This window comes from Micromonospora sp. WMMD812 (assembly GCF_027497215.1).
Lineage (GTDB): Bacteria > Actinomycetota > Actinomycetes > Mycobacteriales > Micromonosporaceae > Micromonospora.
This window is the reverse complement of the sequence record NZ_CP114904.1, coordinates 1,394,385-1,409,839: the sequence shown is the minus strand read 5'-3', so window position 1 is coordinate 1,409,839 and position 15,455 is coordinate 1,394,385. Positions and strand designations below refer to the sequence as shown.

The 15,455-nt window shown below is 74.4% G+C and carries 13 protein-coding genes; 11 read left to right on the top strand and 2 right to left on the bottom strand.

Annotated features, from left to right (window positions below):
- Nucleotides 1-88 precede the first annotated feature (88 nt).
- The 5 genes from O7603_RS06460 to O7603_RS06440 all read left to right on the top strand — a co-directional run bounded on the left by O7603_RS06460 (nucleotide 89) and on the right by O7603_RS06440 (nucleotide 5,265).
- Nucleotides 89-1,054, top strand: a complete 966-nt coding sequence (locus O7603_RS06460) for a DUF5715 family protein (RefSeq protein ID WP_281574760.1) — start codon at nucleotides 89-91, stop codon at nucleotides 1,052-1,054.
- A 3-nt stretch (nucleotides 1,055-1,057) separates the two neighbouring features.
- Nucleotides 1,058-2,668, top strand: a complete 1,611-nt coding sequence (locus O7603_RS06455) for an asparagine synthase-related protein (RefSeq protein WP_281574759.1) — start codon at nucleotides 1,058-1,060, stop codon at nucleotides 2,666-2,668.
- A gap of 229 nt (nucleotides 2,669-2,897) precedes the next feature.
- On the top strand, nucleotides 2,898-3,329 hold the full coding sequence (locus tag O7603_RS06450; protein ID WP_281576628.1) for a YciI family protein: 432 nt from the start codon (nucleotides 2,898-2,900) through the stop codon (nucleotides 3,327-3,329).
- 27 nt (nucleotides 3,330-3,356) lie between these two features.
- On the top strand, nucleotides 3,357-4,601 hold the full coding sequence (locus tag O7603_RS06445; protein ID WP_281574758.1) for an RNA polymerase sigma factor: 1,245 nt from the start codon (nucleotides 3,357-3,359) through the stop codon (nucleotides 4,599-4,601).
- 187 nt (nucleotides 4,602-4,788) lie between these two features.
- Nucleotides 4,789-5,265 carry a DUF1203 domain-containing protein gene (locus tag O7603_RS06440; protein ID WP_281574757.1) on the top strand — a complete coding sequence of 159 codons (477 nt, stop codon included), beginning with the start codon at nucleotides 4,789-4,791 and terminating at the stop codon, nucleotides 5,263-5,265.
- An 11-nt stretch (nucleotides 5,266-5,276) separates the two neighbouring features.
- Here O7603_RS06440 and O7603_RS06435 read toward each other — a convergent pair whose 3' ends face one another.
- Nucleotides 5,277-6,506: an SLC13 family permease gene (locus tag O7603_RS06435; RefSeq protein ID WP_281574756.1), complete on the bottom strand. Its 1,230-nt coding sequence runs from the start codon at nucleotides 6,504-6,506 to the stop codon at nucleotides 5,277-5,279.
- Between the two features lie 149 nt (nucleotides 6,507-6,655).
- On the opposite strand from O7603_RS06435, the gene O7603_RS06430 reads away from it, so the two are divergent.
- The gene (locus O7603_RS06430) at nucleotides 6,656-7,657 is read left to right on the top strand and encodes a linear amide C-N hydrolase (RefSeq protein ID WP_281574755.1); all 1,002 of its coding nucleotides are present in this window, start codon (nucleotides 6,656-6,658) and stop codon (nucleotides 7,655-7,657) included.
- Nucleotides 7,658-7,723: 66 nt separating this feature from the next.
- Here O7603_RS06430 and O7603_RS06425 read toward each other — a convergent pair whose 3' ends face one another.
- Nucleotides 7,724-9,175: a hypothetical protein gene (locus O7603_RS06425; protein ID WP_281574754.1), complete on the bottom strand. Its 1,452-nt coding sequence runs from the start codon at nucleotides 9,173-9,175 to the stop codon at nucleotides 7,724-7,726.
- Nucleotides 9,176-9,313: 138 nt separating this feature from the next.
- Between O7603_RS06425 and O7603_RS06420 the strand changes: the two genes are divergently transcribed.
- The 5 genes from O7603_RS06420 (at nucleotide 9,314) to O7603_RS06400 (ending at nucleotide 15,423) form a co-directional block, all read left to right on the top strand.
- Nucleotides 9,314-10,006 (top strand): DUF305 domain-containing protein, encoded by a 693-nt coding sequence (locus O7603_RS06420; RefSeq protein WP_281574753.1) that lies wholly within the window; start codon nucleotides 9,314-9,316, stop codon nucleotides 10,004-10,006.
- A 73-nt stretch (nucleotides 10,007-10,079) separates the two neighbouring features.
- Complete coding sequence (locus tag O7603_RS06415; protein ID WP_281574752.1) at nucleotides 10,080-11,321, top strand: histidine kinase; 1,242 nt, start codon at nucleotides 10,080-10,082, stop codon at nucleotides 11,319-11,321.
- Nucleotides 11,318-11,983 (top strand): response regulator transcription factor, encoded by a 666-nt coding sequence (locus O7603_RS06410; protein ID WP_281574751.1) that lies wholly within the window; start codon nucleotides 11,318-11,320, stop codon nucleotides 11,981-11,983. Before O7603_RS06415 ends, O7603_RS06410 begins: the two co-directional genes overlap by 4 nt.
- Before the next feature lie 147 nt (nucleotides 11,984-12,130).
- Nucleotides 12,131-12,937: an ABC transporter ATP-binding protein gene (locus O7603_RS06405; protein WP_281574750.1), complete on the top strand. Its 807-nt coding sequence runs from the start codon at nucleotides 12,131-12,133 to the stop codon at nucleotides 12,935-12,937.
- A gap of 5 nt (nucleotides 12,938-12,942) precedes the next feature.
- Complete coding sequence (locus tag O7603_RS06400; RefSeq protein ID WP_281576627.1) at nucleotides 12,943-15,423, top strand: ABC transporter permease; 2,481 nt, start codon at nucleotides 12,943-12,945, stop codon at nucleotides 15,421-15,423.
- Nucleotides 15,424-15,455 lie beyond the last annotated feature (32 nt).

Below are 15,455 nucleotides of genomic sequence, written 5' to 3'. Positions count from 1 at the left end.
GCAGGGATTATTCGGGCTCCTCCCGATCCGGCCGATTACGGTGTGTGCAGGGCCAGCAACCCCGCGTCGTGACCGGAGAGGACCGATCATGCGAGTGCCCAGCCGACGCCCCGGACCGCAGTCCGGCCCGCCCGTCACCTCGACCGCCGCGCCTCGCCGCCTCCCCACCGCCTCGCCCGGCCGGCCGGCGGCCGCCGGGGCCGACCTCGCCGCGTACCGGGCAGCCGTCGCCGATCTGCTGGTCGAGGTCGGCGCCCTCGCCGACGCGCCCAGCACCGCCGCCCGGCAGGTGCTGATCGACGACCGGTTACGCGAGCCCGCCCTCGCCGCGGTGCTCGACGCCACCCCGCAGGGCTTCCTCGGCGCGCGCGAGACGCTGCTGCTGGAGATGGCCCGTTACCAGCCGAACGAGCGCAGTGCGGCCCGGGACCTCACCGCCCTGGTCCGGATCTACCTGCTCTCCCGCATCGACGTGATGTGGTGGCGGGACGCCCACGCCTTCCTCACCGACGCCCAGGTCGAGGGGAGCGCCGAGCTGGTCGACCTGGAGTGGCTGCGCCGCCGTGATCTGCTGCGCTTCCGCTACCGCGAACAGCCGGCGACCCTGCTCGGCCGGGGGTTCCAGGCGGCCCGGCGACGGCTGCGGCCCGACGCCAGCCCGCGTACCGCCGGACTGCTGGCCCGGCGCGCCCGCCGGGAGGTGGTGGCGCTGCTCAACGACCTCGGCCGGGAGTTCGCCCGGGCCACCCCGGCGGGCACCCCGCCACTGTGGGTCACCAGCCTGACCCGCAGCGCCGAGCACCAGTACCGGCTGCGCCGCCTCGGCTACTCGGCCATGCTGCCCAGCGGGCACTGCCTCGGGTACGCGGCGGACATCGAGATGGACTGGTTCGACCGCTTCGGCGCACGGGGCGCCCTGGCCGAGGTGCTCCTCGCCCGGCAGGAGGCCGGCGAGATCAACGTGATCGACGAGGGCCAGGCCTGGCATATCTGTCTCGCCCCGGGCGCCCGTCGGCGGCTGCGGCGGGCGTACGAGGCCGAGATGGGAGTGTGAGCGATGGGCGGCGTGGCGCTGAGCATCGGCCCCGAGGCCGACCCGACGATCTTCCGCCGGATGCTCGCCATCCTCGCCCCACGCGGCGAGGTCACCGAGACCCGGTACGAGACCGGGCTGCTCGCCGGCGCCCGCCGTCTGCGCGTGGTGGACCGCGACCGGGCGGTGCAACCGTGGGTTTCCGCCGACGAGCGGTGGCTGCTCTGCTTCAACGGCGAGGTCTTCAACCACCGAGAACTGCGCGCCGAGCTGACCTGGCTCGGCCACGCCTTCCGCAGCGACGGCGACACCGAGGTGGTGCTCGCCGCGTTCGAACGCTGGGGCGAGGACGCGGTCACCCGGCTGCGTGGCGAGTACGCGTTCGTGGTGGTCGAGCGGGCCACCGGCCGCGCCTACCTGGCCCGTGACCCGCTCGGCGTGAAGCCGCTGTACTGGACCCGCAAGCCGGGCTGCCTGCATCTCGCCTCGGAGGTCAAGGCGCTGGTCGGGCATGGCGCGCCGATCGGAGAAGTGCCGCCCGGGCACCACGGCTGGGCGGACGAGGGCGGTCACCTCCGGCTGCGCCCGCACGTCGACCTGCTCACCCTCGGCGACGGGCTGCCCGTGATCGACGACCTGGACGAGGCCGCCCTGCTCGTCCGCGCCGCGCTGAAGGAGAGCATCCGGTTGCGGGTGGACACCGACCTCACCGTCGGCGTGATGCTCTCCGGCGGCCTGGACAGCTCGCTGACCCTGCTGCACGTACGGGAGATGCACCCGGACTGCGTCGCGGTGACGGTCGGTGTGCCGGACAGTCCCGACGTGGCCTACGCCCGTCGTCTCGCCGCCGACCTCGGCGTGCCGCACGAGGTGGTGGAGCTGCGCCCGCGCGACATCCGCCTGGCCGACATCCGGGAGGCGATCCGGATGTCGGAGCTCACCGAGTACGGCGACATCATCAACGCGGTCGTCTCCGTGCCGCTGTTCCGGCGGCTGCGGCAGCTGGGTGTGAAGGTCGCGCTCACCGGCGACGGATCGGACGAGCTGTTCGGCGGCTACCCGATGTACCACGAGGTCGGGCCGGCCGCGTCCCGCCGGCTCCTGCTGCACAAGATCAGCAACCTGGGTCGGACCGAGCTGCAGCGGGTGGACCGGACCAGCATGGACCACGGGGTGGAGGCGCGGGTGCCGTTCCTCGACCTCAGCGTCGTCGAGTTGGCCATGCGGCTGCCGCTGGAGCTGAAGATGCGCGACGGCCAGGAGAAGTGGATCGTCCGGCGGGCGTTCGCCGACGTCCTCCCCGGCTACGTCCGCCGGCGGCCGAAGCACCCGATGTCGTACTCCTCGGGGCTGCACGAACGGGCGCGGCTCTACAAGCCGTTCTTCGCCCGGCTGCACCGCTCGTTCCGGTACGACCTGCTGGAGCCGGTCCGGCGCGACTTCGACAGCGTGCTCACCCGGTGCGGGAACGACCTGGACCGGGCCCTCGCGCACGGCCTGGCCCGGCCGGACTACACCGTCCTCGAACACGCCCGGGATCTGGTGGGCGCCGCGAAGTGGAACGCCGCGCCGATGGTCCGCCGGTTGGTCGGCCCGCGCCGTAGCCGTGGTGACGAGGCCCCGCTGCCCGGCTGAGCCGGGTCCGCCCCGCCGGCTTCGCCCGCGAGGCCTACCTCGACTACTGTCCGAATGAGCCGGAGAAGGGCGTCACCGAGCTCCGACTCGTCGTGCATCGGGACTGACCCGTCGCCCTTCGCGAAATTCTCCGGCCGTCATGTCGAAACCGGCCGGCGCCCGTTCGACCTCCTGGTGACGGCGCCGGCCGGACGGCCGGCACACGAGTGAGGAGGACATCGTGAAGGTGATGGTGCTGGTGAAGGCCGCCGCGGCGGACGAGGACCGGCTCGCCCCGAGCCAGGAGCTGATCGAGGCGATGGGCGAGTACAACGAGCGGCTGGTCAAGGCCGGGATCATGCTGGACGGCGGCGGTCTGCGGCCCACCAGCGAGGCCGTCGAGGTGGTGTTCGAGGGCGGCACCACCTCGGTGGTGGACGGGCCGTTCACCGAGGCCAAGGAGATCATCGCCGGGTACTGGATCTGGCAGGTCGGCTCGGTCGAGGAGGCCGTGGAGTGGGCCCGGCAGTGCCCCGACGACCCGAACAGCGGGATCCGGTCGAGTCTGGAGATCCGCCCGTTCTTCGAGGCGGAGGACTTCGGCGAGGAGTACACCCCGGAGCGACGCGAGCGGGACGCGCGACTCGCCGCCGAGGTCACGGCACAGCACGGGCAGGGCTGACGCCGGGCGACGGGTGGGGAGGCCACGATGGACGCGCGACGGACGGTCGAGGCGGTCTGGCGGATGCACTCCGCGCGTCTGGTCGCCTCCCTCACCCGGCTCGTGCACGACGTCGGGCTCGCCGAGGACGTCGCCCAGGAGGCGTTCCTGTCCGCGCTGGCGCAGTGGCCGCGCGACGGCGTGCCGGACGAGCCGGCCGCGTGGTTGGCGACCGTCGCCCGGCGCCGGGCGATCGACCTGATCCGGCGGGAACGGCTGCGCGACGACCGGTACGCGCTGCTCGCCGCGGCTCCGCGCGACGAGCCGCACGACGCGGGCCTGGGCACGGCCACCGACGAGGACCTGCTGGCCCTGGTCTTCGTCGCCTGCCACCCCGTGCTGTCCCAGCAGGCGCGGGCCGCGCTCACCCTGCGCATGGTCGGCGGGCTCACCACCGAGGAGATCGCCCGGGCGTTCCTGGTGCCGAGCGCCACCATCGGGCAGCGCATCTCCCGGGCCAAGCGGACCCTCGCCGAGGCCGAGGTGCCGTTCGCGTTGCCCGACGCCGACGCCCTGCCGGCCCGGCTCTCCGCCGTCCTGGAGGTGGTCTACCTGATCTTCAACGAGGGTTACGCGGCGACCTCCGGCGACCGGTGGATGCGCCGGGACCTCGCCGAGCAGGCCGTCCGGCTGGGCCGGATCCTCGCCGGGCTGATGCCCGGCGAACCCGAGGTGCACGGCCTGGTGGCCCTCATGGAACTCCAGGCGTCCCGGTTCGCCGCCCGCACCGGGCCGGACGGCCAGCCGGTGCTGCTGCCGGACCAGGACCGGACGCGCTGGGACCGCACCCTCATCACGCACGGCCTGGCCGCGCTGGGCCGGGCCCGGACGCTGCGTAAGCCCCTGGGCCCGTACACCGTGCAGGCCGCCATCGCCGCCTGCCACGCCCGCGCCCGCCGGTTCGAGGACACCGACTGGGACGGCGTCCTCGCGCTCTACGACGCGCTCACCCAGCTCGCCCCGTCACCGGTGACCCACCTCAACCGCGCGGTCGCGGTGCTCCACGTCGACGGGCCGGGGGCGGCCCTCGACGCGGTCGACGTCCTGCGCGGCGATCCCCGGATGGCCCGCTACCACCTGCTCGGCGCGGTGCGTGGCGACCTTCTGCTACGCCTCGGCCGGCACGCCGAGGCGGCCGAGGAGCTGGAGCGGGCCGCCGGCCTGGCGCCGACCCGGCACGAGCGGATGCTGCTGATGACCCGCGCCGCCGCCGCGACCGTCCCGCCCACCTGACCTCGCGGCCCGGATCGCCCGGTCCGCGTGGCGTCGCGGCCCGCTGCGCCGGCCCGCCCGACCGCGCGGCCCGCCCGACCGCGCGGCCCGCCCGACCGCGCGGCCCGCCCGACCGCGCGGCGGGCGGCGGTAGCGCCAGGTCCGATCGCCGCCAGCGTTCCCGGACGGGCCGGACCAGGCTGGACCCATGAGAACAGCCACCTCCTTCCTCGTCCGCCCGCTGCCACCGGCGGCGCTCGACGCCGTCCGCCGTACCGGTCGGGACGCCGCCGGCCGGCCCGCCGAAGCGCTCCGAGCCGGCGGCGGGGAGCCGCTGCGGTGCTGCCTGCGCGACGCCGGCGCGGGCGAGGACCTGCTGCTCTTCGGATACGCGCCGCCGGTCGCCGCCGGCCCGTACCGGGAGATCGGCCCGGTCTTCGCGCACGCCGGGTCCTGCCCCGGGCCGGACCAGACCGGCGGCTATCCGGCGGCCTGGCGGGACCGGCCGCAGGTGCTGCGGGCGTACGACCGGCGCGGCCGGATCCACGGCGGCCGGCGCCACGACGGCACCGACCCGGAAGGGGTGATCGCCGAGCTGTTCGCCGACCCGGAGGTCCACCAACTGCACAGCCGCAACGTGGTGTACGGCTGCTTCATGTTCACCGTCGACCGGCCGGGGGAGTGACGTCGGGCGGCTCAGCCGGTGAGCAGCAGCGCGCCGACGGCGGCGGCGGTGCCGGCCACCGCGAGCAGGGCGCCGGTCAGCAGGAACCGGCGCAACGGCACGCTCACCCCGGCACTGCGGCACCGCTCGAACCACAGCAGGGTGGCCAGCGACGCCCACGGCACGGCGAGCGGACCGGCGTTCGTGCCGATGAGCAGGGCCAGCAGTCGCGGCGCGTCCCCGGTCGGCAGCACCGACTCGCCCGCCAGGTACGCCGGCAGGTTGTTCACCGCGTTGGCCAGCAGGACGCCCGTGCCCCCCGCCCGCAGCAGCCCGGCCGCGCCGTCGCCGTCGCCGAGCAGGCCGGCCACCAGATCGTCCAGCCCGAGCCGGCCGAGGGTCTGCACCACCAGGAAGAGCCCGATGACGAACACCAGCAGCCGCCACGGCAGCAGCCGGAGACGCAGCATGCGGGGCGCGCGGACGGCGAAGCCGACCAGCACCAGCGCGGCGGACACGCTCGACACGATCCCGATCTCCACCTCCGCCAGCACGCCGACGACGAAGATCAGGCAGCCGGCGAGCGCGGTCCGGTACAGCACCGAGTCGGCCGGTGGTCGCGTGGACGGCGGTCGGAATCGCCCGTCCGGCGGCCGGTGCCGGCGCCACCAACTGAACCAGAGCACCAACCCCGTCACCACGAGAGCGGCCAGCTGCGGCAGCCACATCCGCGCGGCGAAGCCGACCGGATCCAGACCGATCCGATCGGCGGCCAGAAGGTTCGTCAGGTTGGACACGGGCAGCAGGAGGCTCGCCGTGTTGGCCAGCCAGACGGTGGTCACGGCCAGCGGGGCCGCCGCGACCCGCAGGTTTCCGGCCAGGGCCAGCATCACCGGCGTGAGCAGCACCGCCGTCGTGTCCAGGTTGAGGGTGACGGTGGTCAGCGCCGCGAATCCCACGCAGAGCAGGAACAGGGCCGCCCAACTGCCCCGGGCCGCGATGGCCAGCCGGGTGCCGAGCACGTCGAACACCCCGGCGACCGCCGTCAGCTCGGCCAGCACCACCACCGTGCCCAGGAAGACCAGCAGTGGCAGGATCCGGTGCATCGTCGCGCCGGCCTCGGCGCGGGGGAGCAGCCCACCCAGCACGCAGCCGACCCCGGTCAGGGCGAGGACGACCGCCACCACGTCCAGCGGGTGCGGACGCCGCCGCCGACCGGCCGGGCCGGACGGGACAGGCGGTGCGCTGGCAGCGAGGGTCACGGCGCAGGATCCTCGCACGGCGGCCCGGCGCGCCAGCCGCGACTCCGGCAGCTGTGACCCGGCCGACCGGGCGAATCCGGTCGCCGGACGGAGTCGCCCGGTCGCTGCGGGTGGACAACCGGACGGGCCCCGCATAGCGTCCCATGGATATGCGTAGGACTCTGCCGGCCGCCACCGTGGCCCTGCTGCTCGCCCTCACCGCCTGCTCCGCGTCCCGGTCGACCGCGCCCGAGCCGGTGGGAACCCCGGCCGGCACCCCCACCGCCTCCCGGCAGGACGCGGCCCAGGTCGACCAGACCCTGGGCAGCCTGCGTCGGGTCGACGACCTTCCGCTGTACGAGATGACCTACGTGGGGCGCTACGACCCGACGACCGGAACGGACGCCAGCCCGGCCACGCCGTTCGGCTGCTCGCTCTTCGTCGCGGCCGGGGACCGGAGCCGGCCGCTGTTCGCCCGCAACTTCGACTGGGACGCCAACCCGGCGATGGTGCTGCGCACCGACCCGCCGGACGGATACGCGTCGATCTCGCTGGTGGACATGTCGTACCTCGGGGTCGGCGCCGACCCGGCCGGCGACCGCCGGCTGCTCAACGCGCCGCTGCTGCCCTTCGACGGGATGAACGAGCGCGGCCTCGCGGTGGGTCTGGCCGCCGACGACGGCGCGCGCGCCGAGCGGGACCCCGGCAAGCCCACCGTCGGCTCGGTGCGGATCCTGCGCCTGGTGCTCGACCGGGCGGCGACCGTGGACCAGGCGGTGGCCGTCTTCAGCGCGCACAACCTGGACTTCGACGGCGGGCCGCCACTGCACTACCTGCTGGCCGACGCCACCGGCGCGTCCGCGGTGGTCGAGTTCGTCGACGGGAAGATGCGCGTCGAGCGGGGCCAGGGCACCTGGCAGGCGCTGACGAACGTGCCGGTCGCCGGGGTTCCGGAGCTGCAGCGCCGCGAGGACCGCCGGTACGGACAGATCGCAAGCGCAATGACCGATTCCGGCGGGGTGGCGGACGCGGCGGCGGCGCACCGGGTCCTCACCACCGTCCGCCAGGCGCACACCCGCTGGTCCGTCACCTACGGCCTGCGCAGCGGCGAGGTGACGCTGGTGACCGCGACCGGCGGGGGCGAGCGGCGCTACCGGCTGCCGATGAGCTGATCCACCCGCGGACACGAGCGGGCCCGGCCCCCACAGGGAGCCGGGCCCGTGTCGCGCGCGAAGTGCCTACCAGCCCGGGTAGTGGCCCTGGGTCTGCACGTTCAGGTCCTTGAACCGGACCAGCTCCGCCGTCCAGGTCCGCCAGTCCGTCAGCTTCAGGACGTCCAGGCCCTTGACCATGTCGTTGGAGTAGATGTGGCCGTTGTAGTAGTACGCGGACCACGTGCCACCGCCGACGAACCGGTCGATCGCGAGCGGGCCGCGCTCCCAGAAGGCGATCTCCTTCGGGTTGGCCGAGTCGGTGAAGTCCCAGACCGAGATGCCGCCCTGGTACCACGCCTGGACCATGATGTCGCGCCCGAACACCGGGATCAGCGAGCCGTTGTGCGCCACGCAGTTCTCGGTGTCCGCGTTGGCCCGCGGGATCTTGTAGTAGCTCTTGAAGACCATCTTCCGGTGGTCGCCGCGGCCGGTGATGTCGTAGATGGCGTCCGCGCCCCGGTTCGGCCCGATCGCCTCGTTGCAGGTGGCCGCGCCGCCGCCGCCCAGCTCGTCGGTGAAGATCACCTTGGTGCCGGCGTTGTTGAACGTGGCCGAGTGCCAGAAGGCGAAGTTCACCGTGTCCCGGACCCGGTTGATCACCCGCGGCGCCTCACGGTTGCGGATGTCCAGCAGGATGCCGTCGCCCATGCAGGCGCCGGCGGCCAGGTCCTTGCTCGGGTAGACGGTGATGTCGTGGCAGCCGGTGGTCGCCGAGCCGGTGTCGCTGCCCGGGAAGCCGCCGTCCGGGAAGAGGTTCGGCGTGGCGATGACAGCCGCGTCGGTCGGCTTCTTCAGCGGGACCTTGACGATGGAGATGGAGTCGTGCGGCGGCTGGCAGTCCGGGAACTCGGCCCGCGGGCTGTACGACGAGATGTACAGGTAGACGTTCCTGCGGTCCTTGCCCGGCACCAGCGTGTGGGTGTGCGAGCCGCAGGCGGTCTCCACCGACTTGATGTAGCGCGGGTTGGCCTTGTTCGAGATGTCGAAGATCTTCATGCCCTCCCACGACCCCTTGACGTCCGCCCCCTGCGCGGTGCTGTTGCAGGAGTCGTCGCTGCGGGACGAGTCGGTGGAGAGGAAGAGCAGGTCGCCCTCGACGGAGATGTCGTTCTGCGACCCCGGGCAGAGCACCCGGGACACGACCTGGGGAGCGCTGGGCCGCGAGATGTCGTAGATGACGAAGCCGTTGTAGTTGCCGGCGAACGCGTACTTGCCCTGGAAGGCGATGTCGCTGTTCGTCGCGTCCAGCGGCGCCACCTTCGGCACGTTGGCGATCTGGCGCAGGTTGGGGCTGCTGACGATCTCGTCAACGCCCGGGATGGTGTTGGTGGTGTCCACAGTGGTCGACGGCGCCGCCTGCGGTGCGGTCTGTGCGCTGCTCGGCGGCGCGACCATGACGCTGGCGACGAGGAGGCCGGCCGCGACGAGGCTCACGACGCGGAGCTGTCGTAACCGTGGCATGGAGGGTCGGATCATCGGCGAGGCCCTTCGCAAGGGGTTGACGATTGTCGACACCTTACCGTTCGATGCAGGTGATTGTCGTGACCCAGGTCACATCGACGAATGTTCCTGAGTCGATAGCATCGCGGTGACCTCGACCTCAGGGAGTGGCCCATGACCAGCCGGCGCGCCCGCACCCTGGCGATCGTCACACTGGCGATCGTCCTTCCACTGGGGATCGTGGCCCTGGTCCGAGCCGGCGGCGACGACGGGGGCGACCGCGCCCGTCCGGTCGCCGCGCCCACCGCCACCGCGAGCCCCGCGCCGACCGACCTGACCGTCATCGTGCCCGGCCGACCCGGCGAGTCGGCGACCACCCGCGCCGCCGCGGAGATCCGCGACACCGGATCGAGCCCGCACAACTCCATGGACGTCTGGTTCGTGCGGATGATGATCCCGCACCACGCGCAGGCCCTGACGATGGCCGAGCTCGCCCCCGAGCGCGCGGCCGACCCGGACGTCCGCGCCATCGCCGACCGGATCCGGGCCAGCCAGGGCCCGGAGATGGGCTTCATGCGCGGGTGGCTGCAGAACCGCGACCTGCCGGTCGAGGTCGAGGGACACGACCACGGCACCATGCGGGGCATGCAGTCGCCGGAGGCGATGAACCAGCTCGCGGCGGCCCGCGGCGCGGACTTCGACCGGCTCTTCGTACGGATGATGACCGCACACCATGAGGGGGCCATCGAGTTGGCCACCAACCTGCTCACGGTCGGCGCCGACCAGACGCTCAACGAGTTCGCCAATTCGGTCGCGACCGAGCAGACCGTGGAGATCGGCCGGATGCACGAACTCCTCGCCCGCTGACCGGTCGCGGCGGCCGGTCGCCCGGCCTGCCACGAGCGCGGCCGCCGATTGCGCAGCCCGCCACGTACGCTGGGTGACCGTGAACCGCACCCTCTTCGGCCGCCCGCTGCGCAGCGTCGCGTTCGACGCCGTCGTCTCCGGCATGGTGGTGTTCTTCGGCCTCGTCGGCGTGGTGGCCCAGCCGGGGGGCTGGCTGGCGACCCTGGTCGGGGTGGGGATGGCGGTGGCGCTGCTGTTCCGCCGGTCCCACCCCGCGGCCGTCGCCGCCGTCGTCGGGGCGCTCGCCCTGGTCCAGGTGATCGCCGGCTGGGGGCCGCTCGCCTTCGACGTCGGCGTCCTCGTCGCGATCTACAGCGTGGTCAAGTACGCCGACCGGCTCCGCGACGGGGTGCTCGCCGGGATCGCCGCCGCGGTCGGGGTGGTGCTCGCCTCGCTCCAGGTCCCGGGTCCCGGCCCGTGGTGGGGCAGCGCCATCTACTTCGGGCTGGTCACCGGGGCCGTCTGGCTGGTCGGGCTGAACGTGCGCACCCGGCGGCTCTACGTGCTCAGCCTCGAGGAGCGGGCCGCCACGCTGGAGCGGGAACGGGAGGCCGAGGCGCGGGCCGCCGTCGCGAGCGAGCGCACCCGGATCGCCCGGGAGCTGCACGACGTAGTGGCCCACAGCATGGCCGTCATGATCGTTCAGGCCGACGGCGCCCGGTTCACGCTGGACCGGGACCCGGAGACCGCCCGAGCGGCGGTGAAGGTGGTCGCCGACACCGGACGGCAGGCACTGGAGGAGATGCGCCGGCTGGTCGGCGTCCTACGGGAGACGAGCCAACCCGAGCCGGCCGCGCCGGCCGAGGCGGGTGGGACCGACGGTGCCGGGGTGAGCGCCGACCCGGAGCATCGCCGGCTGGCGCTCGCCGAGCTGCCGACCCTGCTCGACCGGTTCCGCGCCGCCGGCCTGCGGGTCCGGCACACGGTCACCGGCGAACCGCCGGCGCTGCCCCCGGGCCTGGAGCTGACCGTCTACCGGGTGGCGCAGGAGGCGCTGACCAACGCGCTCAAGCACGGCGGCGTCGGCGCCGGCGTCGAGCTGACCCTGGAGCACACCGCCGACGCCGTGGTGGTCCGGGTGGTCGACGACGGGCGCGGCCGGCCCGTGGTCAGCCCCGCGCCGTCCGGCGGGCACGGCCTGGTCGGCATGCGCGAGCGGGTCGGGGTGTACGACGGCACGCTCACCGCCGGCGCCCGGCTCGCCGGGGGCTGGCAGGTCGAGGCGCGCCTGCCGCTACCGTCGACCGCCGGGACGACGGAGGTGATCGCGGCATGACGGTCCGGGTGGTGATCGTCGACGACCAGGCGCTGGTGCGCGCCGGGTTCCGGATGGTGCTGGACTCCCAGCCCGACCTCGAGGTGGTCGGCGAGGCGATCGACGGCGCGGACGCGCTGCGGGTGCTCGCCCGGGTCGAGGCCGACGTGGTGGTGATGGACATCCGGATGCCGACCATGGACGGGGTGGAGGCGACCCGCCGGCTCTGCGCCGACCGGCCCGCCGGGCCACCCCGGGTCCTGGTGCTCACGACCTTCGACACCGAGGCGGACGCCTTCGCCGCGCTCCAGGCCGGTGCGAGCGGCTTCCTGCTCAAGAACGTGCCCCCGGAGGAGCTGCTCGCGGCGATCCGGGTGGTCGCCGAGGGCGACTCGGTGGTGGCCCCGTCGATCACCCGGCGGCTGCTCGACCGGTTCGCCGGCCAGCTCGGTCCCGGCCCGGCCGAGGACCCGCGGCTCGGCCAGCTCACCGAGCGGGAGCGGGAGATCCTGCTGCTGGTGGCGCAGGGCCTCTCCAACGCCGAGATCGCCGCACGGGTGCACGTCGCGGAGGCGACGGTGAAGACGCACGTCGGCCGGATCCTGGCCAAGCTGCGGCTCCGGGACCGGGTGCAGGCGGTGGTCCTGGCGTACGAGAGCGGGCTGGTCGTCCCCGGCGGCTGACCCCGGGTACGACCTGGGTCGTACGGGTCGACCCGCTCGGGACGACCCGGGGCGTACGCAGGTCGAGCGCACAGGTGGAGATCAACAACCCGCTCCCGCGCATAGCGTCGGAGAGGTCGGATCGTCCATCTCCACGGGGAGCAGCACGTGCGCGTTCCACCCTCCGTCACCACCACCGACGGCGCCGGCGTCGCGGTCGCCGCCCGCGGCCTGACCAAGCGCTACGGCGACGGCCCGGCCGCGGTCGTCGCCCTCGACGGTGTCGACCTCGACTTCGCCGCCGCCCGGTTCACCGCGATCATGGGACCGTCCGGCTCGGGCAAGTCCACGCTGCTGCACTGCCTGGCCGGCCTGGACCGGCCGAGTGTCGGCACGGTCCGGATCGGTGCCGCCGACATCGGCCGGCTCGACGATCGGCGGCTCACCCTGCTGCGCCGCGACCGCGTCGGGTTCGTCTTCCAGAAGTTCAACCTGCTGCCCGCGCTGACCGCGGAGGAGAACATCGTGCTGCCGCTGGCCATCGCCGGCCGGCGGCCCGACCCGGCCTGGCTGCGCCAGGTCGTGGCCGCGGTGGGACTCGCCGACCGGCTGCGCCACCGGCCCGCCGAACTCTCCGGCGGCCAGCAGCAGCGGGTCGCCGTGGCGCGCGCCCTGATCACCCGACCCTGGGTGATCTTCGCCGACGAGCCGACCGGCAACCTCGACTCCCGCTCCGGCGCCGAGGTGCTGCGCCTGCTCCGGGAGGCCGTGGACACCCTCGACCAGACCGTGGTCATGGTGACCCACGACCCGGTGGCCGCCGGACACGCCGACCGGGTCGTCATGCTCGCCGACGGCCGGCTGGTCCACGACCTCACCGCGCCCACCGCCGAGCGGGTGCTCGACGCGCTCGCCGGCCTCGATCCGGCGACCGCCGACGGCCGCCCCCGGGCCGGCGCGGCGGCGGGGCGGTGAGCGGGATGCTGCGGCTCACCCTGCGCTCGCTGCGCGCCGAGGCGACGCGGATGCTGCTCTCGTCGCTCGCGATCGTGCTCGGCGTCGCGTTCGTCGCCGGCACGCTGATCTTCGTCGACGGCATGCGCGCCGGCGCCTACGAACGGGCCGGCACCTTCGACCGGCACACCGACCTCGGCGTCTACGCCGAGAAGGAGCCGCTGCCGGCGGCGCTGGTCGACCGGGTGCGCGCGGTCGACGGTGTGGCCGCCGCGGCCGGGGAGCTGACCGGCACCGGCGGGGTGGTCGGCGCCGACGGCCGCCCGGTGCTGGGCTTCGTCGTCGTCGCCGCGATCCCCACCGACCCGGCCCTACGCTCGTACGACGTGGTCGCCGGCCGGTTGCCGGACCGACCCGGCGAGGTGGTCCTCGACGCGCCGACCGCGGCCGAGGAGGGCTTCACCCTCGGCGCGCCGGTGCGCGTCGGCGGCGCCGACGGGCCCGCGCGGCCGTACACCCTGGTCGGCACGGTCGACGTGGCCGGCAGCCCGCGGGACGTGGGCGGTCCGTTCGTCGGCCTGGTCGGCCCGGACGCGCTCGCGGTCAGCGGGATGACCGGGTACGGCCGGATCATGGTGGCCGCCCGGCCCGGCGTCGACGAGCGGGCGCTGGCGGACCGGGTCGCCGCGGCGGTCGGCGCCGGGCCGACCGTGAAGAGCCGCCAGCAGATCCTCGACGACGCGGTCGAGGACGCGGTACGGGATCTGCGGCAGTTCACCATGGTGCTGCTCACCTTCGCCGCGGTGGCCGTGGTGGTGGCCGGGTTCGTCATCGCCAACACCTTCGCGATCGTGCTGGCGCAGCGCACCCGCCGGACCGCGCTGCTGCGGCTGGTCGGCGCCACCCGGGGGCAGGTCTTCCGGGCCGCGCTGCTGGAGTCGGCGCTGGTCGGCCTGGCGGCCTCCGCGGTCGGGGTGCTGCTCGGCGCCGCCCTGGCCGGCGGGATGGGTGCGCTGATGTCCCGGCTGGACGCGCCGGTCCACGGCGGGCTCACCGTCACCGCGCGGACCGTGCTGGCCGGCCTGGTACTGGGCACGGTGCTCACCGTGGGCTCGGCGCTGCTGCCGGCGTGGCGGGGCACCCGGGTCGCCCCGGTCGCCGCGCTGACCGACGCCGCCGTGCAGCCGGCGCGGCGCGCCGGTCGGCTGCGGCTGGTCGCCGGTGCGCTGGTCCTGGCCGCCGGGATCGCCGCGCTGGTCGGCGCGGTCGCGGCGGTGCAGTTCGTCCTGGTCGCCGCGGGCGGGGTGCTCATCTTCTTCGGCATCGTGCTGTTCGGGCCGGTGCTCGTCCCCGCGCTGGTCCGGGTCCTCGGCTGGCCGATCCGGCAGGTGGCCGGGATGACCGCCGGGCTCGCCGTGGCGAACGCGGTGCGCAACCCGCGCCGGGTGGCCGCCACTACCACCGCGCTGGTGATCGGTATCGGTCTGGTGTCGGCGTTCGTGGTCGGCGCGCGGAGCACCAAGGACGGCATCGAACGCAGCGTGGACGCCGAGGTCGGGGTCGACTTCGTGGTCACCGGCATCGGCGGTGACCTGCCCGCGCCGCTCGCCGCCGAGCTGCGCGCCCGTCCGGAGCTCGGTGTCGTGCACGAGCAGCGCGCCGCGGTCACCGGCGGCGTCGAGGTACGCGCCGCCCACCCGGCGCTCGTCGGCCGGACCCTCACCGGCGTGGCCGCCGGCGACCTGCATCGGTTCGGGCCGGGCACGGCGCTGGTGCACCGGGAGTTGGCCACCGCGCGCGGGTGGACCGTCGGCGACCCGGTCACCGTCAGGGGCCGACCGTTCCGGATCGCCGCCGTCGTCGAGGACGACGCCCCGGTGGCGGCGGGCAGCGGGGTCCCGACGGGGCACGTGGTCGACGTGGTGGACGACGACTTCACCGCGCTCTTTCCCGACGAGCGGGGCTACCTGGCCGAGATCGAGCCGGCCGAGGGCGTCGACGACGGCACGGCCCGCGCCGCCATCGAGTCGGTGGTCGGCCGGTACCCGACGGTGAACCTGATGGATCAGGGCGCGTACAAGAAGATGCTCACCGGCACGGTGGACATGCTGCTCGCGTTCGTCACCGCCCTGCTCGGCCTGGCGGTGGTGATCGCGTTGGTCGGGGTGGCGAACACGCTGAGCCTGTCGGTGGTGGAGCGCACCCGGGAGAACGCCGTGTTGCGGGCCGTCGGGCTGACCCGGGGCCGGCTGCGGGCGATGCTCGCCGTCGAGGCGGTGCTGATGGCACTGGTCGGCGCGGTCCTCGGGGTGGGCCTCGGCACCGGGGTCAGCGCGGCCGCGATGGCCCTGCTGGCCCGCATCGGCGGGGACTTCCACGTGGTGCTGCCGGTCGGTCAGCTCGGCCTGATCATCGGGGTCGCGGCGCTGGCCGCGCTGCTCGCCTCGGTCCTGCCGGCCCGGCGGGCGCTGGCCCGACCGGTGGTGGAGGCACTGGCCGACCAGTGAGCGGGTCGCCGGCCGGTCCCTCGTCCGCTCTC

Coding starts and splice junctions, on each gene's coding strand:
- O7603_RS06425 (WP_281574754.1), bottom strand. CDS start 9,175: ATGATCCGACCCTCCATGCCACGGTTACGACAGCTCCGCGTCGTGAGC.
- O7603_RS06420 (WP_281574753.1), top strand. CDS start 9,314: ATGACCAGCCGGCGCGCCCGCACCCTGGCGATCGTCACACTGGCGATC.
- O7603_RS06455 (WP_281574759.1), top strand. CDS start 1,058: ATGGGCGGCGTGGCGCTGAGCATCGGCCCCGAGGCCGACCCGACGATC.
- O7603_RS06460 (WP_281574760.1), top strand. CDS start 89: ATGCGAGTGCCCAGCCGACGCCCCGGACCGCAGTCCGGCCCGCCCGTC.
- O7603_RS06440 (WP_281574757.1), top strand. CDS start 4,789: ATGAGAACAGCCACCTCCTTCCTCGTCCGCCCGCTGCCACCGGCGGCG.
- O7603_RS06445 (WP_281574758.1), top strand. CDS start 3,357: ATGGACGCGCGACGGACGGTCGAGGCGGTCTGGCGGATGCACTCCGCG.
- O7603_RS06430 (WP_281574755.1), top strand. CDS start 6,656: ATGCGTAGGACTCTGCCGGCCGCCACCGTGGCCCTGCTGCTCGCCCTC.
- O7603_RS06450 (WP_281576628.1), top strand. CDS start 2,898: ATGGTGCTGGTGAAGGCCGCCGCGGCGGACGAGGACCGGCTCGCCCCG.
- O7603_RS06400 (WP_281576627.1), top strand. CDS start 12,943: ATGCTGCGGCTCACCCTGCGCTCGCTGCGCGCCGAGGCGACGCGGATG.
- O7603_RS06410 (WP_281574751.1), top strand. CDS start 11,318: ATGACGGTCCGGGTGGTGATCGTCGACGACCAGGCGCTGGTGCGCGCC.